18 protein-coding genes, 1 tRNA gene and 1 pseudogene are annotated in these 23,620 nt (G+C 74.6%); 11 read left to right on the top strand and 9 right to left on the bottom strand.

From position 1 onward, the window contains the following. Nucleotides 1–19: 19 nt before the first annotated feature. The gene (locus IEY78_RS30475; protein WP_189103796.1) at nt 20–1,621 is read right to left on the bottom strand and encodes a beta-N-acetylhexosaminidase; all 1,602 of its coding nucleotides are present in this window, start codon (nt 1,619–1,621) and stop codon (nt 20–22) included. 189 nt (nt 1,622–1,810) lie between these two features. Between IEY78_RS30475 and IEY78_RS30470 the strand changes: the two genes are divergently transcribed. Both IEY78_RS30470 and glmS read left to right on the top strand, forming a co-directional pair. Then, nucleotides 1,811–2,101 carry a hypothetical protein gene (locus IEY78_RS30470; protein ID WP_189103794.1) on the top strand — a complete coding sequence of 97 codons (291 nt, stop codon included), beginning with the start codon at nt 1,811–1,813 and terminating at the stop codon, nt 2,099–2,101. Nucleotides 2,102–2,159: 58 nt separating this feature from the next. After that, entirely contained in the window at nt 2,160–3,989 is a 1,830-nt protein-coding gene (glmS, locus tag IEY78_RS30465; protein WP_189103792.1) for a glutamine--fructose-6-phosphate transaminase (isomerizing), read from the top strand. Nucleotides 3,990–4,408: 419 nt separating this feature from the next. Here glmS and IEY78_RS30460 read toward each other — a convergent pair whose 3' ends face one another. Beyond that, nucleotides 4,409–4,930, bottom strand: coding sequence for a universal stress protein (locus IEY78_RS30460; protein ID WP_189103790.1), 522 nt, complete (start codon nt 4,928–4,930; stop codon nt 4,409–4,411). Nucleotides 4,931–5,951: 1,021 nt separating this feature from the next. Between IEY78_RS30460 and IEY78_RS30455 the strand changes: the two genes are divergently transcribed. The 3 genes from IEY78_RS30455 to IEY78_RS30445 all read left to right on the top strand — a co-directional run bounded on the left by IEY78_RS30455 (nt 5,952) and on the right by IEY78_RS30445 (nt 8,099). Then, nucleotides 5,952–7,238 carry a helix-turn-helix domain-containing protein gene (locus IEY78_RS30455; protein WP_189103788.1) on the top strand — a complete coding sequence of 429 codons (1,287 nt, stop codon included), beginning with the start codon at nt 5,952–5,954 and terminating at the stop codon, nt 7,236–7,238. 5 nt (nt 7,239–7,243) lie between these two features. Next, on the top strand, nt 7,244–7,864 hold the full coding sequence (orn, locus tag IEY78_RS30450; protein WP_189103786.1) for an oligoribonuclease: 621 nt from the start codon (nt 7,244–7,246) through the stop codon (nt 7,862–7,864). Between the two features lie 159 nt (nt 7,865–8,023). Next, nucleotides 8,024–8,099, top strand: a tRNA-His gene (locus IEY78_RS30445). Between the two features lie 279 nt (nt 8,100–8,378). Here the strand turns inward: IEY78_RS30445 and IEY78_RS30440 are convergent. The 3 genes and pseudogenes from IEY78_RS30440 to IEY78_RS30430 form a co-directional block, all read right to left on the bottom strand. Beyond that, a pseudogene (locus IEY78_RS30440) lies at nt 8,379–9,278 on the bottom strand (chitinase); the annotation flags it as partial. A gap of 333 nt (nt 9,279–9,611) precedes the next feature. Then, nucleotides 9,612–11,012, bottom strand: a complete 1,401-nt coding sequence (locus IEY78_RS30435; protein WP_189103782.1) for a sensor histidine kinase — start codon at nt 11,010–11,012, stop codon at nt 9,612–9,614. Beyond that, nucleotides 11,009–11,701 (bottom strand): response regulator transcription factor, encoded by a 693-nt coding sequence (locus tag IEY78_RS30430; RefSeq protein ID WP_189103780.1) that lies wholly within the window; start codon nt 11,699–11,701, stop codon nt 11,009–11,011. Before IEY78_RS30430 ends, IEY78_RS30435 begins: the two co-directional genes overlap by 4 nt. Before the next feature lie 121 nt (nt 11,702–11,822). Here IEY78_RS30430 and IEY78_RS30425 point away from each other — a divergent pair, with 121 nt between their 5' ends. Then, complete coding sequence (locus IEY78_RS30425; protein WP_189103779.1) at nt 11,823–12,371, top strand: hypothetical protein; 549 nt, start codon at nt 11,823–11,825, stop codon at nt 12,369–12,371. A 70-nt stretch (nt 12,372–12,441) separates the two neighbouring features. Here the strand turns inward: IEY78_RS30425 and IEY78_RS30420 are convergent, their stop codons facing one another. Both IEY78_RS30420 and IEY78_RS35060 read right to left on the bottom strand, forming a co-directional pair. Further along, nucleotides 12,442–13,302 carry a spermidine synthase gene (locus tag IEY78_RS30420; RefSeq protein WP_189103777.1) on the bottom strand — a complete coding sequence of 287 codons (861 nt, stop codon included), beginning with the start codon at nt 13,300–13,302 and terminating at the stop codon, nt 12,442–12,444. Nucleotides 13,303–13,495: 193 nt separating this feature from the next. Then, nucleotides 13,496–13,846 (bottom strand): chaplin, encoded by a 351-nt coding sequence (locus IEY78_RS35060; protein WP_189103775.1) that lies wholly within the window; start codon nt 13,844–13,846, stop codon nt 13,496–13,498. A gap of 970 nt (nt 13,847–14,816) precedes the next feature. On the opposite strand from IEY78_RS35060, the gene IEY78_RS30410 reads away from it, so the two are divergent. The 4 genes from IEY78_RS30410 (at nt 14,817) to IEY78_RS30395 (ending at nt 20,292) form a co-directional block, all read left to right on the top strand. Then, a complete protein-coding gene (locus tag IEY78_RS30410) occupies nt 14,817–16,298 on the top strand; it encodes a sugar transferase (RefSeq protein WP_189103773.1) in 1,482 nt (493 codons plus the stop codon). A gap of 151 nt (nt 16,299–16,449) precedes the next feature. Then, on the top strand, nt 16,450–17,724 hold the full coding sequence (locus IEY78_RS30405) for a glycosyltransferase (RefSeq protein WP_189103771.1): 1,275 nt from the start codon (nt 16,450–16,452) through the stop codon (nt 17,722–17,724). A gap of 84 nt (nt 17,725–17,808) precedes the next feature. After that, nucleotides 17,809–18,954: a carbamoyl-phosphate synthase large subunit family protein gene (locus tag IEY78_RS30400; protein WP_189103769.1), complete on the top strand. Its 1,146-nt coding sequence runs from the start codon at nt 17,809–17,811 to the stop codon at nt 18,952–18,954. A gap of 84 nt (nt 18,955–19,038) precedes the next feature. Beyond that, entirely contained in the window at nt 19,039–20,292 is a 1,254-nt protein-coding gene (locus tag IEY78_RS30395; RefSeq protein ID WP_189103767.1) for an NAD(P)-binding domain-containing protein, read from the top strand. Between the two features lie 114 nt (nt 20,293–20,406). Here the strand turns inward: IEY78_RS30395 and IEY78_RS30390 are convergent, their stop codons facing one another. Continuing rightward, nucleotides 20,407–20,874 (bottom strand): hypothetical protein, encoded by a 468-nt coding sequence (locus IEY78_RS30390; RefSeq protein WP_189103765.1) that lies wholly within the window; start codon nt 20,872–20,874, stop codon nt 20,407–20,409. Between the two features lie 245 nt (nt 20,875–21,119). On the opposite strand from IEY78_RS30390, the gene IEY78_RS30385 reads away from it, so the two are divergent. Beyond that, complete coding sequence (locus tag IEY78_RS30385) at nt 21,120–22,580, top strand: NsdA family TPR-like regulatory protein (RefSeq protein ID WP_189103763.1); 1,461 nt, start codon at nt 21,120–21,122, stop codon at nt 22,578–22,580. 76 nt (nt 22,581–22,656) lie between these two features. On the opposite strand, the gene IEY78_RS30380 is transcribed toward IEY78_RS30385, so the two are convergent. After that, nucleotides 22,657–23,250, bottom strand: coding sequence for a histidine phosphatase family protein (locus IEY78_RS30380; RefSeq protein ID WP_189103761.1), 594 nt, complete (start codon nt 23,248–23,250; stop codon nt 22,657–22,659). Between the last annotated feature and the right edge of the window lie 370 nt (nt 23,251–23,620).

The raw sequence follows: 23,620 nt of genomic DNA, 5'->3' as shown, positions 1-23,620 counted from the left end.
GCCCGGCTCGCTCACCCGCTCACCGCGCGGGCCAGGGCACCTCCGGTGAACGGTAGTAGCCGATGCCCAGGGCGTCCCAGCGCGGCCCCTGGGCGGCCAGGCGCACCTTGTAGTCGTCCCAGTCGTGGGTGGCCGCCGGGGACCAGCCCAGCTCCGCGATGCCGGGCAGCCGCGGGAAGGCCATGTACTCGATGTGCGCGGAGGTGGAGAGGGTCTCGGACCACAGGGGCGCCTCGACGCCGAGGACGGAGTCCGCGGGCGCCCCGTCGAGATAGCGGCCCGGGTCCCAGTCGTAGGACCGCTCGACGCCGACGTAGCCGGCCCAGTTCAGGCCCAGCGGCGTGTCCTTGTCGTACTTCATGTCCAGGTAGGCGCGGTCGGCCGGCGAGAGGATCAGCCGGGTGCCGTTCCGGGCGGCGTCGGCGACCTGGGTGCGCTCCGCCGTGCCGGTCTTGTCGTAGCCCCAGTACTGGGCGACGGCGCCCTTGGCCGGGTGCGCCCCGGTCAGCTGGTGCCAGCCGATCACGGTCTTGCCGTACTTGGCGACCACCGGCTGCACCTTGTCCATGAAGGCCACGTAGTCCGCGTGGCCGGTGGAGTGCGCCTCGTCGCCGCCGATGTGGAGGTAGCGGCCGGGTGTCAGGGCCGCGAGTTCGCGGATGACGTCGTCCACGAAGTCGTAGGTCGCCTTCTTCGGCACGCACAGCGAGCTGAAGCCGACGTTGGTGCCGGTGTACAGCGGCGGGGCCTGGCCGTTGCAGTTCAGCTCGGCGTAGGAGGCGAGCGCGGCGTTGGTGTGGCCGGGCATGTCGATCTCGGGGACGACGGTCAGATAGCGGTCGGCGGCGTAGCGGACGATCTCGCGGTAGTCGTCCTTGGTGTAGTAGCCGCCCTTGCCGCCGCCGACCTGGGTGGAGCCGCCGTAGGTCGCCAGCCGCGGCCAGGACGCCAGGGCGATCCGCCAGCCCTGGTCGTCCGAGAGGTGCAGATGCAGCTTGTTGATCTTGTACATGGCGAGCTGGTCGATATAGCGCTTGACCTGCGCGACGGTGAAGAAGTGCCGGGAGACGTCGAGCATCGCCCCGCGATAGGAGTAGCGCGGGGAGTCGGTGATGGTGCCCCCGGCGATCCGCAGGGGCCCGGAGCGGGTGCCCTGCCGCCCGGCCGGCGGCAGCAGCTGGCGCAGCGTCTGGACGGCGTGGAAGAGCCCGGCCGGGCGGGCGGCGCTGAGGGTGACCGCGCGGCCGCCGGAGGTCAGGCGGTAGCCCTCGGCGCCCAGTCCCCCGGTGCCGCTGCCGCCGAGCCGCAGCACGATGCCGTCCCGGCCGCTCTTGGTGGTCACCGGGAAGGCGAGGCCGGTGGCGGGCCGCAGCAGCGCCGCGAGGTGGCCGGCGATCCGCCGGGCCTCACCGGAGCCGCCCGGGACGCGGATGGGGGTGCGCGCGCCGAGGGTGACGGGCGCGCCGCCGCCGCGCACGGACGCGGGGGCGGGGATCACACGGTCCAGTGGGGTGGCCTCCCCGCCGGCCGCCCCGGAGGCGCCCGGTGGCGGTACGGCGGCGGTTCCCAGCCCCGCCGCGGCGACCAGCAGCAGTGAGAACAGCAGTCTGCGTCGTCTCATCGACGATCCCTTCGGCGAACGTCGTGCATGGCGTCGTGCATGGCGTGGAGCGACCGAACGGTGACCATGCGTATCGCGCCCCCGTGATCCGGTCAAGGTCCAGACCAGTTTCCGGCCGCCAAACCGGCGACCTGCCCGATAGCGGGCAGATTTCTTGCGATTCCCCGCGCCGCCCCGCAATATCGACGAGTGCCCGAACGCCGAAACCGCAGCGCCGACGCGCCGCACGACGACCTGGTGGACCACCTGGTGCGCAGCACGCCGCTGCAGCGCGGTGAGGCCGCCCGGGTGGTGCTGGACGTGCTGGCGTACTTCGACGAGACGACGGAGGAATTCGTCCGCCGCCGCCATCGGGAGCTGCAGTCCCAAGGACTGCGCAACGAGGAGATCTTCGAGCGGGTCCGCCACGAGCTGCCGCACCGCGCCGTGACCCCGCCCGCTCTCTCGGCCCGCCAGCTGCGCCGCCTCGTCTACGGCTGACGCCCCCGCAACGGGCGCCGGGCACCACTGTCACAACGATTTCTCGGAGGGTCACTGTATGTGTGGGATCGTCGGCTACATCGGCAAGCGTGATGTCGCGCCGCTGCTCCTGGAGGGCCTGCAGCGCCTGGAGTACCGCGGCTACGACTCGGCGGGCATCGCCATCCACGCCAAGGGCACCGGCAAGGCCGCGGGCGGCCTGAAGACCGCCAAGGCCAAGGGCCGGGTGCGGGAGCTGGAGTCCCGGCTGCCGAAGCGCTTCGCGGGCTCCACCGGCATCGCGCACACCCGCTGGGCCACCCACGGCGCCCCCACCGACGAGAACGCCCACCCGCACCTCGACACCGAGGGCAGGGTCGCCGTCGTCCACAACGGCATCATCGACAACGCCGCCGACCTGCGCGCCCGGCTGACCGCCGAGGGCGTCGTCTTCGCCTCCGAGACGGACACCGAGGTGCTCGCCCACCTCATCGGCCGCTCCACGGCGGAGAAGCTGGAGGAGCGGGTCCGCGAGGCGCTGCGGCACATCGAGGGCACCTACGGCATCGCCGTGCTGCACGCCGACTTCCCCGACCGCATCGTGGTGGCCCGCAACGGCTCCCCGGTCGTCCTCGGCATCGGCGAGCACGAGATGTTCGTCTCCTCGGACGTCGCCGCGCTGGTCTCGCACACCCGCCAGGTCGTCACCCTCGACGACGGCGAGATGGCCACCCTCAAGGCCGACGACTACCGCACGTACACCACCGAGGGCTCGCGGACCACGTCCGCCCCGGAGACCGTCGAGTACGCGGCCGAGTCCTACGACCTGGGCGGCCACGACACGTACATGCACAAGGAGATCTCCGAGCAGGCGGACGCGGTGGACCGCGCGCTGCGCGGCCGGATCGACGACCGCTTCTCCACCGTGCACCTCGGCGGCCTGAACCTCGACGCCCGTGAGGCGCGCGGGGTGCGCCGGGTGAAGATCCTGGGCTGCGGCACCTCGTACCACGCGGGCCAGATCGGCGCCCAGATGATCGAGGAGCTGGCCCGGATCCCCTCGGACGCCGAGCCGGCCTCCGAGTTCCGCTACCGCGACCCGGTCGTGGACCCCGACACGCTCTACGTGGCCGTCTCCCAGTCCGGCGAGACCTACGACGTGCTGGCGGCCGTCCAGGAGCTCAAGCGCAAGGGCGCGCGGGTGCTGGGCCTGGTCAACGTGGTCGGCTCGGCGATCGCCCGGGAGACCGACGGCGGCATCTACGTGCACGCCGGACCCGAGGTCTGCGTGGTCTCCACCAAGTGCTTCACCAACATGGTGGTCTCCTTCGCGCTGCTCGCCCTGCACCTGGGCCGGATCCGTGACCTCTCGGTCGCGGACGGCAAGCGGATCATCGACGGCCTGCGCAAGCTGCCCGGCCAGATCGACGAGATCCTCAAGGGCGAGGAAGAGATCAAGAAGCTGTCGGCGGCCTACGCGGACGCCAAGTCGATGATGTTCATCGGCCGGGTACGCGGCTACCCGGTGGCCCGTGAGGCCTCCCTGAAGCTCAAGGAGGTCTCCTACATCCACGCGGAGGCCTACCCGGCCTCGGAGCTCAAGCACGGCCCGCTGGCCCTCATCGAGCCGGCGATGCCGACCGTGGCGATCGTCCCCGACGACGACCTGCTGGAGAAGAACCGCGCCGCGCTGGAGGAGATCAAGGCCCGCAGCGGCCGCATCCTGGCCGTCGCGCACCAGGAGCAGGAGAAGGCCGACCACACCATCATCGTGCCGAAGAACGAGCCCGAGCTGGACCCGATCCTCATGGGCATCCCGCTCCAACTGCTCGCCTACCACACGGCCCTGGCCCTCGGCCGCGACATCGACAAGCCCCGCAACCTGGCCAAGTCCGTCACGGTCGAATAACCCGCCCGGCGCCGGAACAGGCGCGAAAGCGGCGGCTCCGTGCGTGCCACCGGACGCACGGAGCCGCCGCCTTCCCCTGCGCCGGCGTCGCCCATGCGCCGGCAGGATGCCGCCCTTCCGGAATCCGTCACCTCCCGGACGGCGGCGCGCAGTTGCCGTGTGCGCGGCCGCCGGGCCCGTTCCGCGGCGCGCTCACGTGACCGTTTTCTACCCGTCACAAGCGCACAATCCACCTCGCTGAGCCAGGTAAATATGCCTGCACGCTTCCCTCGTGACGCATCCTCAACTGTGGGCACACGAAGGGGAGTCGGGGAGATTCCGAGCCGGCGACGAGGCGGCGCCCCGCGCCCGCGCCAGGGGCGCCTCGGGCACGCGTCAGGGGCGCTCCAGGGTCGCGCCAGGAGCGCTTCGGGGGCGCGTCAGGGGATCACGATGACCGGGCGCCGGGCCCGGCGGGCCAGCCGTCCGGCGACCGAGCCGAAGATCCGGCCGACCAGGCCGTGCGTGGAGCCGACCACGATCGCGTCGGCCTCGTACTCCTGGCCGACCTCCTCCAGCTCGTGGCAGATGTCACCGCCGCGCTCGACGAGGATCCAGGGCACCTCGGCGAGATGATCGGCGCAGGCCAGCTCCAGGCCGAGGACCTCGGTGCGGTGATCCGGCACATCCACGAAGACCGGGGGCTCGCAGCCCGCCCAGACGGTCGTCGGCAGCCGGTTGGCCACATGGACGATGATCAACCCGGCGCCGAGGCGCCGGGCCATACCGATTGCATACGCCAACGCGCGCTCGCTCGACATGGAGCCGTCGAAGCCCACGACGACGCCGTGGCGGAACGCGGGGTCGCAGGAGTGGCGTGTCTGTTCCGCCGCTTCGAGGTCCGCCATCGGATCGGCGACCTGCTTGCGGTCCGCGGGTTCGGGGATTTCGTGACCGGCCATTGATGTCTCGGCGAGTGCATCCTCTTGCGGAGGGGCGAACGGGGACGGCGATTGACTTGATCCGGCAGTTGACTGAGCTGGCTCGATCGAGGACCGGGAGCCATAGTTCAAAGAGGAACAACACGACTGGGAATCATCTTCCCAACCCGATACCCCAAGAGTACGGCGCCACTCCCCCGCTGCCCAGAGCACACCGAGGACGCGGAGCGCCCGCGCGAGCCGGGTGGGGCCTCGAACGTTCCCCGGAGCATGCCGGAGCGTGGCGCGGATGGCAATGCCCCGGCCTGCCCCCGTACGTACCCTCTGACGGTGACCCATGATCGGCGGCGGCGTTGTATCCAGCAGCCCGTCCGAGGGGAGCACACGGTGCCGTTGCCGTCCGACAGATCACCCGACCCGGTGAGCGATGTGGTGCGCTGGGGCGCCTTCAGCTGCGCCCTGGTGCCCTTCGTACTGATCCTCAGCGGTGCCTCCTGGGCCGGCGCGGCCGGCGCCGCCGCCGGTCTGGGCGCGGTGACCTGCGTCTGTCGCGCACTCTTGCGGCAATCCGAACGGACCGCGGCGCGGGTCCGGGTGCGCGACTTCGGACGACACCGGGACAGAACGGGGCGTCCGGGCCCCTCGGCGCACGGCGGCGGGCGGCATTCCGGAGGGCGTACGCCGGTCAATTGAGGCCGCCGCAAGCACGCGCGCGACCGTTTTCAGCCAACTTCCGGCCGAGGTCCGTACCTTCCCCTGAGCCCCCCTCAACCCTGGTGTGAGCAGGGAGGAAAGGACCGCTGGGCATGGTTGTGCCCTACTGCGAACGGGCAGAGCCGAGACGCGTACTTCCCATGTAGGCCCGACGAGTGGAACGCTTCGTGATCGAATGCTTCGCGCCAAGTTGCCATATCGACATACCAGCGGGTGGTGAACTTGGCACTCCATCCTCACGGAACACAGTAGATTCGATCTTGGTAGTGACGGCGGGGGAACTGTGCAGGACCGAGAGGGCGAGACGACCGAGGGGGGCTTAAGTGCCATGAGCCAGGACTCCGCTGCCGTACCAGATGCCGCACGCAAGCTCGCCGCCCGACGACGCCGCGAAATAGTCGCGGTGCTCCTCTTCAGTGGCGGCCCCATTTTCGAGAGCTCCATTCCGCTCTCGGTCTTCGGCATCGACCGCCAGGACGCAGGCGTGCCGCGGTACCGGCTACTTGTGTGCGCGGGCGAAGATGCGCCTTTGCGCACGACCGGGGGGCTCGAACTGTCGGCCCCCTACGGGCTGGAGGCGATCTCCCGTGCCGGGACGGTCGTCGTACCGGCCTGGCGTTCCATCACCCAGGCCCCGCCGCCCGCCGCGCTCGACGCGCTGCGCCGCGCGCACGAAGAAGGGGCCAGGATCGTCGGGCTGTGTACGGGGGCGTTCGTCCTCGCCGCGGCCGGACTCCTCGACGGCCGGCCGGCCACCACCCACTGGATGTACGCGCCGACGCTCGCCAAGCGCTACCCGTCCGTCCATGTGGACCCCCGCGAGCTCTTCGTCGACGACGGCGACGTGCTCACCTCCGCGGGAACGGCCGCCGGCATCGACCTGTGCCTGCACATCGTGCGCACCGACCACGGCGCGGACGCCGCGAACGCGCTGGCCCGCCGGCTCGTCGTGCCGCCCCGCCGGACCGCGTCCGACATGGGGCACCAGCGCTACCTCGACAGGTCATTACCTGAAGAGATCGGCGCCGACCCGCTCGCCGAGGTCGTCGCCTGGGCGCTGGAGCACCTCCACGAGCAGTTCGACGTGGAGACGCTCGCCGCGCGCGCCTACATGAGCCGGCGCACCTTCGACCGGCGCTTCCGCTCCCTGACGGGCAGCGCTCCGCTCCAGTGGCTGATCACCCAGCGGGTCCTCCAGGCCCAGCGGCTGCTGGAGACCTCCGACTACTCGGTGGACGAGGTCGCGGGCCGCTGCGGCTTCCGCTCGCCGGTGGCGCTGCGCGGTCATTTCCGGCGGCAGCTGGGCGCCTCACCCGCGGCCTACCGTGCGGCCTACCGCGCGCGCCGGCCGCACGGGGCACCCGAACCCGCGCTCAGGCCGGAGCGGGCCGACCGTGCCGAGCGGCCGGAGCGCGAGCGGGCGGCGCTGGGTGCGGGCGGACCGGACCGGTTCGCCGCCGCCGCGCTGGCCGGCCACGGCCTGGCCACCGCGGAAGCGGGCGAAGCGGGCGGCTCGCAGCCGGACGGCTATGCCTCCCGGCTGGCGGAGGCCGCGGTCGGGAGGGGAGCGGCGCGCCCCGTGCTGCCCGGACAGCGCGAGCGCCCCGTAGGGTGAGATGTATGAACGATCGCATGGTGTGGATCGACTGCGAGATGACCGGACTCTCGCTGGCGAATGACGCGCTCATCGAGGTGGCCGCGCTGGTCACCGACTCGGAGCTGAATGTGCTGGGCGACGGGGTGGATGTGGTGATCCGCCCCCCTGCCGAGTCGCTCGGCACCATGCCGGAGGTGGTGCGCCGGATGCACACCGCCTCCGGGCTGCTGGAGGAGCTGGACGGCGGGACCACGCTGGAGGCGGCCGAGGCACAGGTGCTTGCGTACATCAAGCAGCATGTGCCGGAGCCGGGGAAGGCGCCGCTGTGCGGCAACTCCGTCGGTACCGACCGCGGCTTCCTGCTGCGCGACATGCCGACGCTGGAGAGCTACCTGCACTACCGGATCGTCGACGTCTCGTCCGTGAAGGAACTGGCCCGGCGCTGGTTCCCGCGGGCGTACTTCAACAGTCCGGACAAGAACGGAAACCACCGGGCGCTGGCGGACATCCGCGAATCCATCGCGGAGCTGCGCTACTACCGCGAGGCGGTCTTCGTCCCGCAGCCCGGGCCCGACTCGGACACCGCGAAGGCGATCGCCGCCAAGCACGTCCTTCCTGCCGAGCCCGAGTCCGCACCGCAGTGAGCCGCGGGGTGCGTGTCGTGTGGATCTTTGCGGGTCCGCCGTGACCCGCACGACACGCCCTCGGTCCCGGCACGGGAAACCTGGGCGCGAGCACCCCTCGGGACCCTGTACACTTTTTCTCAGCCGGTGGGGAAAAAGAACCACACAGCACCGGTCATGGTGGGTATAGCTCAGCTGGTAGAGCACCTGGTTGTGGTCCAGGATGTCGCGGGTTCAAGTCCCGTTACTCACCCCACTTCAAGGCCCCCGACCTCTCAGGTCGGGGGCCTTGGCGTTTGTCGGGGGGGGGGAGGAGCCCGCGGGATGATCGGCCGGCGGGTGATCGCGGCGGAGGAAGCCGGGCGGGGAGAACCGGGGGTCGGCCCGTGATCACACGGGGCGGTTCGGGGCACGGCCGGTGGGGACACGGTCGGGCGGGAGACAGCACGGCGGCGGGGCGCGGCGGTAGGGGGAGTCCGCCGCGCCCCGCCAGGGGGCGAGCGGCCCGGGCCGGCGCCCGGGCCGCCGGTGGGGGTCAGCCGGTGAAGGCGCCGAACGCCTTGGTGAAGTCCAGCGGCTTCTGCTCGATGGAGCTGCAGGTCGGCTGCGCCGAGGTGGCCGCGCCGCCCGGGCAGGCCTGGTCGCGGGTCGAGGACCACATCGACAGCCCGCCCAGGTGCTTGGCCTTGGCGAAGGCCACCAGCTGCTTGGCGTCATCGAGCCGGAAGACCTCCTGCTGGACGTCGTTGACGCCGATCATCGGGGTCACGGCCACGGTCTTCCAGGCGGCCTTCTCGCTCAGCCCGAGCGCCTTCTTGATCTGCCCCTGGGTGGCCGTGGCGGCCTGGGTGGCGTAGGTGCCCATGTCGCCGCTGTAGGAGGCGCCGTAGTCCATCGCCATGACGTTGACGGCGGAGACCTTGACGCCGTTCTTCTTGGCGTCGGCGACCAGGTTCACACCGTCCTGGGTCAGGCCCTCGGGCATGACCGGCAGAGTGAAGGAGACGTCCAGGCCGGGGTGCTTCTTCTGGAGCTGCTCGATGGCCTGGGCGCGGCGGCTGTTGGCGGCGGTGTCGGGCAGCGCGCCGCCCTCGATGTCGAAGTCGACCTTGGTGAGCTTGAACCGGTCGATGACCTTGCCGTACGCGGCGGCCAGCTGGTCGGCGGAGGTGCACACCAGGCCGAGTTCGGAGCCGGTGGCGCCGCCGAAGGAGACCCGGACGTCGCCGCCGGCCTTGCGCAGGGCGGGTATCTGCCGGGCCACCGCGTCGTCGCCGAGTGCGCCGGTGCCGCCCCACTTGGGCTCGCAGCCGCCGCCCGAGGTGACAAAGGCGAGGGTGTAGTTCTTCACGCCGGTCTTCTTCGCCGTGCCGGGCAGGTCGTAGGCGGGGGTCAGCGAGGTGTCGACGTACGGGGCGAAGCCGGCGGCGGCCTTGGCGGTGGGGGCCGCCGTCCGCGGGGCCTTGGCGGCCATCGCCCCGCCGGCGACGGCGACGGCGCCGCCCGCCGCGACCACGGCGGCCGTGCCGGTCACGATCAGCTTGGTGGTGCGGCTCTTGCGGCGGCGGTGTGCCGAGGAAGTCATTGCGTGCCTGCCTGTCGTCACGTGAGGGGGGAGGGGGGTGCACGGTGGTGCGTCCCGCACGCTAGCGCCAGGGAAACGGACAAATGTCGGTAATGGTGCGGAGGTTGGGGGACTTATGACCGCCTTAAGGAAGCGGAAGGGGGTGGTTAAGAGCCGGCGGCACATGCCCCGCGGGAGGGGCGGTCAGGAGCCGGTGCGCGCGGACCGCCGCCGGCCGCCGAGGGTGCGGCGCAGCCGGTGGCCGCGCCGTCCGCCCTGGCGGGCGCGCCGTCCGTCCAGCGCCAGCCAGACCCGCACCTCGGTACCGCCCAGGACGGAGCGGCCCAGGCGGACATCGCCGCCGGTGGACTCGGCCAGCCGCCGCACGATGTCCAGGCCGAGGCCGGTGGAGCCCTCCCCGCCGCCGCCGTGGCCGCGGCGCAGGGCCTGGTCCGGGTCGTCGATGCCGGGGCCGGCGTCCGAGACCAGCACGATCACCGCCTCGTCCGCGTGGTGGACGTCGACCGCGAAGGCGGTGCCCTCGGGGGTGTGCCGGAAGACGTTGCCGAGCATCGCGTCCAGGGCGGCGGCGAGTTCGGGGCGGGCGACCGGGACCCGTACGGGGCGGTCGGCGCCGGCGACGCGCACCGTGCGGCCCTCGTCCTCGGCGAGCGCGGACCAGAAGCCCATCCGCGCGCGGATCACCTCGGCGGCGTCGCAGCCGGCCCCGGCGGCCGTCTGCTGGGTCTGCGCCTTCTGTTCGCGGACGGTGCGGATGATCTGGTCGACCTCCCGCTCCAGCTGGGCGACGGCGGCCCGGGTCTGCTCGGCGGCCGGGGTGTCGCCGAGCGAGGCGGTGTTGAGCCGGAGCACGGTCAGCGGGGTGCGCAGCCGGTGCGAGAGGTCGGCGGCCAGTTCGCGTTCGTTGGCCAGGAGTTGGACGACCTGGTCGGCCATGGAGTTGAAGGCGCTGGCCGCCAGCCGCAGCTCCCGGGGCCCGTCCTCCCGGACCCGCACGCCCAGCTTGCCCCGGCCGAGGTCGCGGGCGGCGCCGGCGAGCCGTTCGGCGGGGCGCACCATGCGGGTGCCGAGCCGGTCGGCGACCGCGACCGAGCCGATGACCAGCGCCAGGCCGACGCCGGCCAGCACCGCCCAGGACGTCATGACGCCGTTGGTGAGCGACGCGTCGGGCACGAAGACCTCGACGACGGCGATACCGGCGGCGACGGCGGTCGGCTGGAGGAGCACGGAGCCGCCGCGTACCGGGGAGATGGAGGCCCGGCCGAGCTTCACGGCGGCCGCCACGTCCGCCCGCGCCGCGCGCCGGGCGCCGATCTCGGCGGGCCTGCCCTTCTTGCCGCTCGCCGGCACATGCACGCCGATCCGGCCGCCGGGCCCGGTCTCGGCGCTGGCGACGGCGCGTTCGAGCTGGGTGCGGTCGGTGGTGATGGCGAGGACCGGACCGATGGTGGCGGCCTGCCGTTCGGCGCTCCCGTAGGCGCGGTCGCGGGCCAGCTCCTTGACGACGAGGCCGAGGGGGATGGCGAACGCGACCACGACCATGGTGGTGACCGCCAGCGCCACCTTGACCAGGGCCCATCTCACTGCGGCGGCTCCAGCTTCACGCCGACGCCCCGCAGAGTGTGCAGATAGCGGGGGCGCGCCGCGGTCTCCCCCAGCTTGCGGCGCAGCCAGGACAGATGGACGTCGATGGTCTGGTCGTCGCCGTAGGACTGCTGCCAGACCTCGGCGAGGAGTTCCCTGCGGGCGACGACGACCCCGGGGCGCCCGGCGAGGAAGGCCAGCAGGTCGAACTCCCGGCGGGTCAGATCGAGCGCGCAGCCGTCGAGTTGGGCCCGGCGGCGCAGCGGGTCGACGCACAGGCCGCCGACCCGGATGGCCGGTGACGACGGTTCGGCGCCGGGGGCGGTGGCCCGGGAGCGGCGCAGGACGGCGGTCATCCGCGCCGAGAGGTGCTCGACGGAGAACGGCTTGGTGAGGTAGTCGTCGGCGCCGTCGTTGAGCAGCCGGACGATCTCGGTCTCGTCGTCCCGGGCTGTGGCGATGATCACGGGCACGTCGGTGATGCCGCGCAGCATCTTGAGCGCCTCGCCGCCGTCCAGGTCGGGCAGTCCGAGGTCGAGGATGACCACGTCGAAGCCGACCTGGGCCACCTCGCGCAACGCCTCCAGAGCCGTGCCCACGCTGCGCACCGTATGGGCGGCCTCGGTCAGATGCCGGATCAGCGCCGAGCGTACGAACTGGTCGTCCTCGACCACGAGCACACGTGCCATGAGCGGCACCGTACGCCATTCGGGGGCTCTTCCCCGCCGGGTGTTGACACCGTGACAGATCGGTCGGCGGTTGCCCGGGGAGGGCTGCGTGCGCGTGGTCGGGTGGTGCAGTATGAGCCGGATGCGACGAGGACTGGTTCACGCGGTGGCCTGGACGCTGGCGACCGGCGCCGCGGTGACGCTGTCGTGGTTCGGCGTGCACACCGTGCTGTCCGGCACCGCGTACGACCCGCCGCGCGCGCTGCCGCTGTCCGGGGCGCGGCCGGAGGCCGGCGCCTCCCCGCGGGTCTCCTCCACGCACCGCCCCAAGCCGTCCCGTTCGCCGGCGGAGCGCCCGTCGCCCACCGGCTCCGCGCCCTCCGGTCCGGTGTCCCCCTCCGCCACCGGCGGCTCCGGGACGCACCCGGACGCCTCCCCGCAGGACAGCTATCCGTCGTCCTCCGACAGCCGGATCAAGAGCTATTCGACGGCGGGCGGCCGGGTGGTCTTCGACCTGAGCGGCCGGTCGGCCGAGCTGGTGTCGGCGACGCCCGCATCGGGCTGGCAGATGCAGGTGTGGAAGCAGGACGGGTGGATCCGGGTCGACTTCTCCGGCAGCTCCCACACCTCGGTGTTCTGCACCTGGAACGGCCATCCGCCGACGGTGCAGATCAGCACCACCGGGGGATAGCGCCGTACGGGCCCGGCCCCCCGCGTCGGCCCCTCGGCAACCCGGCGGCGCGGCCCGGCCCCGGCCCGTCTCAGTCGAAGGCGCCGGCCGGCGGGGCGGGCGAGGCGAGGGCGGTGGCGTCGGTGACCGGGGCCGCGCCGCCGGTGAAGTCCAGCAGCGCCCGCCCGTGTTCGACCCGTCCGGCCTGCGGATCGGTGGCCGCCCGCCGGGTCAGTTCGGCGACCGGCAGCGCTCCGTCGGCGGCCAGCAGGACGGCGTTGCCGAAGCGCCGGCCGCGCAGGACGGCCGGGTCGGCGGTCAGGCACAGCTCGGGGAAGACCGTGCGGACGGTGGCGATCTGGCCGCGCAGGAACCGCAGCGGCGGCCCGTCGGTGAGGTTGGCCGCGTAGAACCCGCCGGGACGCAGCGCCCTGCGGACCTCGGCCACGAACTCCGTGCTGGTCAGATGGGCGGGCGTGCGCGCACCGTCGAAGACGTCGGCGATGACCAGGTCCGCCCAGCCGTCGGGGATCTTCGCCAGGCCGGCGCGGGCGTCGCCGCCGCGCACCCGGATCCGCCAGCCGCTGTCCCACGGCAGCTGCCGGCGTATGAGCTGGACCAGCGGCGCGTCGATCTCCACGACCTGCTGGGTGGAGCGCGGGCGGGTCGCCGCGACATAGCGGGCCAGCGTGAGGGCGCCGCCACCGAGGTGGACGACGCGCAGCGGCTTGCCGGCCGGGCCGGCGAGGTCCGCCAGATGCCCGAGGCGCCGCTGGTAGGAGAAGTCGAGGAACGCCGGGTCGTCGAGGTCCACATGGGACTGCGGGGCCCCGTCGATCAGCAGCGTCCAGGCGCGCGGGCGGTCCCGGTCGGGCCGCAGCTCGGCGAGTCCGCCGTCCACCGTCTCCGTGACGGTCTCCGTGTCGCGGCGCCCGCGCCTGCTCTGTGCCATGCCGTCCAGTATCGCGCGTGATCCGAAAGCCCTGTCCGCAGGCCGGCAAGGGGGCCCGTCTCGAGTGACGCGGCCATCCCCGGCGGCTGCGGGGGCAGAGTGGCGAACCACCCACGACCTGAGTCGGAGGTGGTCCGCCAACTTTCCCATCACGACCCGGGCCGGCCCATGGTTCTGCGGGCCGGCGGACGGGTCACCTGTTCAGGCAGGCGTTCCCGAAGGCCGGGTTCAGCAAGCCGGGCGCGTTGACGCTGTTGCCGCACACGTTGATCGGGACGCTGATCGGCACCTGGACGAGGTTGCCGCTGAGGATGCCCGGGGAGCCCGCGGCAAACCCGGCGGCGTTGGCGCCACCACGGCCGAAGCCCCGGTCACCGCGACCGAAACGACCGTTGTCGAAACCGAAACGACCGTGGTCGCCGCGGCCGTAGCGGCCATGTGAGCCATGGTGACCGTCCATGCTTGCCGATGCGATGCCGGCGCCGCTGAGCACAATGGCGCAGCTGGCGGAGGCCAGCGCGGCGGTCGTAACAAACCGCTTCATCCCATTCTCCTTTCAGTTCGTGAATGGGGCAACCGGTCACAACGAGCGAATTGAGGCAGAGATGCGGGGGTTCCCTCTTCCGGGAAATCCTTAGCCCTTATGGCATAAACGAGGAGTGCCGCAGGAGTCCGGTATTCCGCTGTTCGGGAACGCTGATCCGGATCCGGCGTGCCTGCCGCGGATTCCGGGATGATTTCTGTCAGAGTGCTCTCCTGTTTGGCTGATTGAAGTCGGAGAGGAAGACATGCGGAAGTCGATGGACCGCACCGGCGGCGTCGTATGCGCACGGGCTTCCTCGGCCGGCGCACGGGGCGACCGGACGCCGGTGGCCGTATGCGGGAACAAAGCCGTATCCGGGAACGAAAGGGAACCGCTGCGCGGAATCGCGGTGCGGGGCGGACTCCATTCGTGGGAAAAGGGTCACCGCACGTTTAGCGGCCGGGTCGGCGGACGGCGCCTCCCGGTGAATTCACACGGCCGCGGCGGCGTGGTCGCATATGACGGCTTGCGGGGCCGCGGAAATGGCGCACGCACCGTCCGGGCCGACCGTCTTCGCGCGATGGAGGAACCCCATTCCGCCAACTCGGCGATGGATGTGACGACCCCGTCCGGCAGCGGATTCGGCCGGGCGGCGGCGCGGCGGCCCGCTTACCCGGACAACCCCGGATGTGAGGGCGAGGTATTCGGCATCACCCGCGCACCGCGGTCCGGCGCCGGTCGGCCCGCATTCCGTTTCATCACTCGCCACCCGGGATATCCGCTCGGCGCGCGCTTCGTCCGGGCCGATACCCGGCACTGAGCGCCCGGGGTTTCCCGCAGAGAGTTCTGTCGGCTCGCTCATCAGGGAGCAGTGCGTGCTGCCGCAAGACCCGCAGTACCGAGCGCGGCCCGTGGCTGCGGATGCCGCCCGGCCCGTCGGCGGGGCGGTGCCCGGTGTGCCGGGCACCAGGAGCAGGGAGCCGATCAGGCGATGACGACGGACAGCGCGGACGCGCCCCCCTCCGCCCGGGTCCGGCTCCCGTCGGCGGCCCCCGCACCGGCCGGCGCCGCGGTCCGTCCGCCGCGCGGCCCCGCACGGGAGACCCTGCCGCCGCCCCGGCCAGGCCGCGGCCAACGGCGCCGGGCCGCCGCCCCGTTGCTCGCCGCCGACGCGCTGGCCACCGCCGGTGCCGCGCAGCCCGTCCTCGGCGCCGGCACCGCGCCGCTCGCGCTCGGCCCCATGGTGCTGGGGCTGCTGCTGCTCCACTCCCGGGCCGGCCTCTACCGCCTCGGCCCGGCCCCCAGCCTGCTCGGCGCGCTGCCGGCGCTGCTCGGCCGGGCCGCCGTCTGCTGGTGCGCGGCGGCCGCGGTGCTCGGCGCCGTCCGCCACGCGCCGGCGCTGCCGCCGGCCCCGCTGGCCGGGGCGCTGGCCGGGCTCACCACGCTGGTCTGCGGCGCCCGTGCGCTGGTCCACCGGGCCCTCCGGGGCGCCGCCCGGCGCCGCCCGCGCGCCACGCTGATCGTCGGCCTCAACCCGGCCGCCCGGCAGCTCGCCGCCGTGCTGCGGGCCCGCCCCGAGTACGGGATGCGCCCGGTCGGCCTGGTGGTGGCCGGGGCGTCCGCCGTCGCCGGGGCCGGGGAGCCGCCGGGCGACGCCGGACCGCCGCGGCTGACCTCCCCGCAGGACATCACCCGGGCCGTCATCCGCCACACCGTGCGCGACGCGGTGTTCACGGTGCCGCCCCACCGCGATCCGCACACCGCGGCCCTGCTGCGCCGCTTCATCGACCAGGGCTCGGCGATCTGGCTGGCCGGGGCGGCGGCCACCCTGGAGGGCCGACCGCCGCCGTCGGCGGGCCCTCTGTGGGGCTTCGCCTGCCGCCGGCTGGACACCGACCCGCCGCGGCACGGCGGCGCGGGCAAGCGGGCGCTGGATCTCGTGCTGGCGGCGGTGGCACTGCTGGTGACGGCCCCGGTGCTGCTGGTCTGCGCGCTGGCGGTGCGGCTCGCCGACGGGCCGGGGGTGCTCTGCCGGGAGGAGCACCTCGGCCGGGGCGGCCGCGGCTTCCCGCTGCTGACGTTCCGGTGCGCGCCCGACGACGGCGGCGAGGGCGCCGGCGCGGCGGACGGCGGCCACCCCAGCCGGGTCGGCCGGCTGCTGCGGCGCACCAGGGCGGCGGGGCTGCCGCGCTGGTGGAACGTGCTGCGCGGCGAACTGAGCCTGGTCGGACCGGCCCCGGAGCGCCCCGCGGCCGCCGAGCGGTACACCCGGAGCTGCCCCGAGTACGGCGCCCGGCACCGGATGGCGCCGGGCCTGACCGGGCTGGCGCAGGTGCACGGGCTGCGCGGCGGCTCCCCCGTGGTGGACCGGGCCCGCTTCGACAACCTCTACATCGACACCTGGTCATGGGGACAGGACCTCCGGATCGTGCTGCGGGCCCTGGCCCGGCCGCCGCGGCGGGCGGGCCGATGAGCGCCGCGGCCGCGGACACCCCCTGGCGCACCCCCCGCATCCCCCGCGCCCCGCATCCGCCGGGCCGCCGGGCACTGCCCGCGGACGGGCCGACCGGCCCGGCGGCCCCCGGCCGGACCACCACCCCGGCCGCTATCCCTGGAGGCATCCGGTGAAGGTTCTGCATGTGATCACAGGCCTCGAAGTGGGCGGCGCGGAGCAGCAGTTGCGGCTGCTGCTGCGGCGGCTGCCCGCGCACTGCGAGGTCGTCAGCCTGACCGGCCCGGGGCCGGTCGCCGAGGGCATCGAGGCCGACGGCACCCGCGTCACCCACCTCGGGATGACCGGCGAGCGGGATCTGATCGCGCTCCCCCGCCTCGCCGGGCTGATCCGCGACGGCGGCTACGACCTGGTGCACACCCACCTCTACCGGGCCTGCGTCTACGGCCGGATCGCCGCCCGGATGGCCGGCGTCCGGGCCGTGGTCGCCACCGAGCACTCCCTGGGCGACGCGGTGATCGAGGGCCGCCGGCTGACCCGCGGCGTGCGGACGCTCTACCGGGCCACCGAGCGGCTGGGAGCGGCGACGGTCGCCGTCTCGGACACCGTCGCCGCCCGGCTGCGCCGCTGGGGCGTACCGGAGCGGCGGATCCATGTGGTGCCCAACGGCATCGAGGCGCACCGCTTCGCCTTCGACCCGGCCGCCCGGGCGCTGGTCCGCACCCGGCTGGGGCTGCCGCTGGACGCCTTCGTGGTCGGCGGGGCCGGCCGGCTGGTGCCGGGCAAGCGGTTCGACATCCTGGTCCGGGCGGTGACGCAGCTGCCGGGCGTGCATCTGCTGCTGGCCGGCGAGGGGCCGGAGCGGGAGATGCTGCGGCGGATGGCGGAGCAGTTCGGTTCGGGCGACCGGATCCATCTGCTGGGCACCCGGGGCGGCGCGGTCGACACCGAGGACGACGGCGGGACGTGGGCCGGGCCCGACATCCCGGGACTGCTCTCGGCCGTCGACGTCTTCGTCTCGCCCTCCCCCTCCGAGGCGTTCGGGCTGGCCGTCGTGGAGGCCCTCGCGTCCGGCCTGCACGTGCTCCACGGCAGCTGCCCGGCCGTCGACGAGCTGCCCGCCGACCAGGCGCCCGGTGCCCGGCACTTCAGCCCGGTGGTGCACGAACTGTCCACCGCGCTGCGGGAGTTGCGGCGCGAGGGGCCGGGCCGGCTGCCGGTCCCGCCGGTGGTGCGGCGCTATGACATCACCCGCGGCGCCGAGGCGCTGACGGCGGTCTACGAGCAGGTCCTGGCGTCCGTACCGGCCCGGCGGCGGGCCCCGGCGCGGACGGCCCCGGTGCCGGTGCCCCCGCCGCAGGGCCGGACGGGGGCGCTCCCGGCGGCGAGCGTGTCGCTGCCCGACCCGGCCCGCTCGCCCGCCCCGTCCCCGCTCTCGAACAGATAGGCACCGCCATGGCCGAGTCCGTGCAGCAAGGGCACCGGAGGGAAGGGGCGGCGGGGGCCGGGGCCCACGAGGGAGCCCGCCGTCGTGGGTGAGGGCCCCCGCGCCGTGCCGCCGCTGGACACCGGGGTGCCCGTCCTGCTGCTCCGGCTCGGCCCCGGCCCCCTCCCCCGCGACACCCTCGGCGCGGTCCGCTCCCTGGGCCGGGCCGGGGTTGAGGTGCACGCGGTGGCCGCCGCCGCGGGCGGCCCGGTCGGCCGCTCGCGCCACCTGCACCGGATGCACCTCCACCCGGCCGGGCCGCCGTCGCCCGCCGCGCTGCTGGACCTGCTGCGCGACCTCTCCGAGGGCCTGGGCCGGCCCGCCGTGCTGCTCCCCGTGGACGACCGGGCCGCCCTCGCCGCGGCCCGGCTCGCCAGCCGGCTGCTGGGCCGCTACCTGCTGCCCGGCCCGCCCCAGCGGCTCACCGACCCGGCCGAACTCGCCCTGCTGTGCCGGGAGCTGGGCCTGCCGCACCCGGCGACCGCCGTCCCCACCGGACCGCGGCAGGCCGCCGAGGCGGCGTCCGGGCTCGGGCTGCCGCTGGTCGCCCTGTGGCGCCACCCGTGGCTGCGGCCCCCGCCGGCCGGGCTGTCCGGCAGCATTGTGGTGCACACACCCGACGACGCCCGACGGCTCCACGAACTGGCCGAACACGCCGGCGGCGGCCTGCTGTTGCGGCGCCCGCTACCCGCCGGACCCGGCACCGACTGGTTCTTCCACGGCTGCTTCACCCGCGGCGGCCGCTGCCTGATCGGCGGCACGGGCCGGGCGGGACGCGGCCGCCCGTGGACCGGACCGGCCACCGCCGGCCGCCGGCTGCCCCACCCCGAGGTCGAACGGGCCGCGCTGCGGCTGGCCGGGCACCTGGCCCACCGTGGCCTGCTCGACCTGGACTTCCGCCGGGACGCGGACGGCCGCCACCATCTGCTCGGCGCGGGCGTACGGCCCGGCGCCCGCTTCCGGCTCTTCACCGACCCGTCCTCGGGACTCGACGCGGTCCGGGCGCTGCACCTGGACCTGACCGGCCGCACGGTGCCGCCCGTCCCCGGCGCTCCGGGGCCGCGGCCCCGGGACACCCGCCCCGCACCCCCCGGCGGCACCGCCCGCACACCCCCGCCGCTCGCACGCCCCCTCGCGGCGCCGCGCGGGGTGCCGCCCGCACCCGCGCCGGGACCGCCTCTCCGGCCGTGAGCGGCGCGGCACCCGACGACCTGCGCCGGACCCGCCGGCCCGGGGTCCTCCACACCGCACCAAGAGAAAGAGCAGGGACCTTCCATGTACGACCTCGTGGTGGTGGGCGCCGGCCCCTACGGACTCTCGATCGCCGCACACGCGGCGGCGGCCGGACTGCGGCTGCGGGTCCTGGGCCGGCCGATGGCCTCCTGGCGCGACCACATGCCCGACGGCATGTTCCTCACGTCCGAACCCTGGTGCTCCGACCTCTCCGCCCCGGCGGGCGCCCACACCCTCGCCGACTACTGCGCCGCCCACGACCTGACCGCCGAGCACGGCGTCCCGCTGCCCCTCGACACCTTCACCGCGTACGGCAGCTGGTTCGGCGAACAGGCCGTGCCCGGGATCGACGAGGTCACCGTCACCGCCGTCCGCCCGGACGGCGAGGGCTTCCAGGTCGAGACGGACACCGGCGAGCGGATCGCGACGCGCACCGTGGTCCTCGCCGTCGGCCTGCGGCCGTTCGTCAACCGCCCCTGGCCGCTGCTCGATCTGCCCGCCGAGCTGGCCTCCCACAGCAGCGACCACCGCGATCTGCGCCGCTTCGCCGACCGGGATGTCACCGTCGTCGGCTCCGGGCAGAGCGCGCTGGAGACCGCGACCCTGCTGGCCGAACAGGGCGCCCGGCCCCGCATCGTGGCCCGCGCCGACCGGCTGCGCTGGCTCGCCCCGCCGCAGCCGCTGGACCGCGGCCGGCTGCGTGCGCTGCGCGACCCGCACTCCGCGCTGGGCACCGGCTGGCCGAACCGGGTCTGGTCGCAACTGCCCTGGGCGGTGCGCCGGCTGCCCGCGGCGACCCGGCTGCGGATCGCGGAGCGCGCCCTGGGCCCGGCCGGCGCCTGGTGGCTGCGGGAGCGCTTCGAGCCGCTGGTGCCGGTGCTGCCCGGCCACCGGATCCGGGCCGCGACCGCCCGCGACGACGGGGTGCGGCTCCACCTGACCCATACGGAGGGCGGCACCGAGACGCTGGAGACCCACCACGTGGTCGCCGCCACCGGGTTCACCCCGGACCTGGGGCGGCTGCGGATGCTCCCGCCCCAGGTGCGCACGGCGCTGTGGACGGTGGGCGGCAGCCGGGCGCCCGAGCTGAGTTCCGGCTTCGAATCGTCCTGGCCCGGGCTGTTCTTCGCGGGGCCGCTCACCGCGCCGTCGTTCGGCCCGTCGATGCGCTTCGTGTCCGGCGCGGGCTTCACCGCGACGCGGCTGGTGCGCGGCGTGCAGCGCCGGCTCGGCGAGCGGCGCCGCGGCACCACGATCCCGCGCCCGGCCCGGGACAGCGAACCCGCCGCCCGCTGAGCCCCCGGCACCCTGAACACCCCGAGGGCCGCCCGGCACCCGCCGGGCGGCCCTCGCCGCTTCGTTCCTGACCGGGGCGCCCTCGAACCGGCGGCGCGTACGGCCCGGGCGCCGCTACTGGCAGCGGTCGACGGCCTCGATCGTGCGGGCGGCCTCGCCGAGCGCCTCGCGCAGCACGGCCGGGTCGGTGGCGTCGGCGCCGGCGCCCTCCGGGGGCACCAGCCAGCCGGTGCCGGTCGCCGGCGGCCCCGCCGGGGCCCCCTCGCCGCACAGCGCGGCCAGGTTGATGCCCCGTCCGGAGGTCTGCGTACAGGCGCTGCCCGGTACGTCCCAGCCCGCCGCGGTGCCCGCCGGTACCAGGAAGCCGAGGGTGTCGCAGGCGCCGTCGTGCAGCACCGGGCCGACGCCGTCCCGCAGCCGGAGGATGTCCACGGCCTCCAGTCCCTGCCGGGCCGGCACCGTGACGAGGTCACACTGCCGCTCCGCCGCGGGCGGTGCGCCGCCCTTGACCACCTGCCCCCGCCGGCCGCCGGCCTGGCCCGCGGACCCGTTGCCGCCCCTGCTCACGCCGGTCTCCCACACGGAGAACCCCTCCTCCTGCACGCGGTGCGCCCTTTACACCGGGTTCAACGTCCGGACGTGTCAACAGCTACGGCGGCGTAACGCTGCAAAGGATGGCAGTTCATGGCAGATCGCGCGTGAGATATCCGATTTGCGACCAAACTGTGCGTATCGAAGCCATCACAGCCGGTACGGTCGTCCCGCCGCACCGCCAGGAGGCGGCAACGCCGCAGGATGGCACGGAAAGGGCACGGAGAGGGTCCGCCATGGCGCCGCCAGAAGCACGATCAGCGTCGTCCCGCACCGTACCCGCCCGTCCGAACCTCGCCTTCCGACAGCTGCGCGGCCGGCTGTCACCGGGCGAGTTCGCGGCGGCGGTCCGACGGTCCGCCCGTGAGATCGGCGAGCAGGTCTCGTGCGACGCCCGCTATGTGGGGCGCGTCGAGTCCGGGGAGATCCGGTGTCCGAACTACGCCTACGAGCGGGTCTTCCGGCACATGTTCCCCGGGCTGACGCTGCCCGACATGGGGTTCGTGCCACGCGAGGCGGTACGCGGACGGGGGGCGCGTGCCGCGGCGGCCGGCGCCGCGCCCCTGGCACCCGACCCCGACCACCGCGATACCCGTATCCAGATCTGCGAGGAGAGCGACGTGCTGCGTCGCGCGTTCATCACCGGCGGCCCGGCGGCAGCCCTGGGCTTCGCCGCCCTGCATCCCGTCGAGGCCGCTGCCGCCGCCGTGTCCGCCCCGGTGCCGGGGCCCCGGACACCGCCCGTCACACGGGCCGGAGCCGCCGAGGCCGCCGCCGTCGAGGAAGCCGTCCGCCACATCCGGCTGCTGGACGACCGGCACGGCGCGGAGGGCATCTACCGCCGCGCCGCCCAGCCGCTGCGCGCCGCCTACGAGCTGCTGGACGCGGATGTGCAGCGCCGCTCGGTGTCCGACCGGCTGCACGCCGGGGCGGGCGAACTCGCCATCACCGTCGGCTGGCTGGCACACGACTCGGGCCGCTTCGACGACGCCCGCTCGCACTACGCGGAGGCCCTGGCCACCGCCCGGGTCTGCGGCGACGCCGCCCTGGAGGCGCACGCCTTCTGCAACACGGCCTTCCTCGCCCGCGACGCCGGGCGCCCGCGCGAGGCGGTGCGCGCCGCGCAGGCCGCGCAGCAGGCCGCCAAGCACCTGGCCTCACCGCGGCTGCTGTCACTGCTGGCGCTGCGGGAGGCGGGCGGCTGGGCCGGGCTCGCCGACCGCTCCGGCTGCGAGCAGGCGCTGGCCCGGGCCGAGCGGCTGTTCGCGGCCGGGCCGCGGGACGGCGACCCGGAGTGGATGACGTTCTACGGCGAGGCCGAGCTGGCGGGCCTGGAGGCGCAGTGCTGGTCGGCGCTGGGCGACGCGGAGCGCGCGGCGGACCACGCCCGCCGGGCGGTGGCGCTGCAGGACCCGCACTTCACCCGCAACATCGCCCTGTTCACCGCCGAGCTGGCGGGCAACCTCGCGGCCGGCGGGGCCCACGAGGAGGCCGCCGCGGCCGGGGTGCGGGTGCTGGCGCTGCTGAAGCAGGTCCGCTCGGCGCGGATCCGCACCATGCTCGACGCCACCGCCCGGCGGCTGCGGGCGCACCGCGACCGGGGGGCGGTCGACGACTTCCTGGCCCGGCACGCGGCCTCGGCGGCGGCGGAATCCGCGACGGGCGGGGGCGTGCCGGGTGCGGGGGCCGGCGGCTGAACGGCCGCGCGGGCGGCGGACGGGGGCGCGGCTGACGTGCCGTCGGCTCCCGGGCGGGCCCGGTGCCGCGGGCCGGTCAGCCGAGGTGGCCGGTGTCGTTCCAGCGCTCGATCGCCGGCTCCCCGTAGGCCCAGCCGAGCACCGACAGGGACGTCGGCTCCAGGCGGATCCGGGCGCCGAAGGAGATGTCCAGGCCCAGCCAGCGGGCGCCCAGGGCGCGCAGGATGTGGCCGTGCGCGAAGACCAGCACATCGCGCTCGGCCGACCGCGCCCAGCCGATGACCTCGTCCGCCCGGGCGGCGACCGCGGCGAGCGTCTCGCCCTGCGGCACCCCGTCGCGCCAGATCAGCCAGTCCGGCCGCCCGGCCTTGATCTCGTCGGGGGTCAGGCCCTCGTACGCGCCGTAGTCGATCTCCATCAGGGCGTCCCACGGCTGCGCCCGGTCGCCGAAGCCGGCCAGCTGGCAGGTCTCCTCGGCGCGCACCAGCGGGCTGGTGCGGACCTCGACGCCCGGCAGGCCGTTCCAGGGGGCGCGGTGCAGCCGCTCGCCCAGCAGTTCGGCGCCGCGCCGGCCCTCGTCCAGCAGCGGGACGTCGGTGCGGCCGGTGTGCCTGCCGGAGCGGGACCACTCGGTCTGTCCGTGCCGGGCCAGGAAGATGCGCGCTGCCATCGTCGTACCTCTCGCCGACTTCTCGGCTGGTCGTTCTCGGTGCGGGCGGCGTCGACCGCGGGACTTCCATCATCGCGCACCGGGTCGTTTTGTCCCCGGGCGGGGAGGCCCGGAAGCCTCGCGGGGAGGGCGCCGCGGCGGCCCGGCCCGCGGCGGGCGGGCGGCCGGGAGCACCGATTGTCGGCGGCGGATGCGAGACTTCCGCGGGTGAACGTTTCGCGCGACAGCCGACCCGCGTCGGCGGCCCCTCCGGAGGGGCCGGCGGCGACACCGAGCCCGCGCCCGGGGGCACCGCCCCGCTCCGGGCGGGCGCGGCTCACGGCGCGGCGCGGCCCCCGCGTCCGCCCGCCCTCCCTCGACGCCCGCGCGC

Origin of the sequence: Streptomyces kronopolitis, from assembly GCF_014646275.1 — a bacterium.
GTDB lineage: Bacteria > Actinomycetota > Actinomycetes > Streptomycetales > Streptomycetaceae > Streptomyces > Streptomyces kronopolitis.
This window is presented reverse-complemented; position numbering and strand designations above follow the sequence as displayed.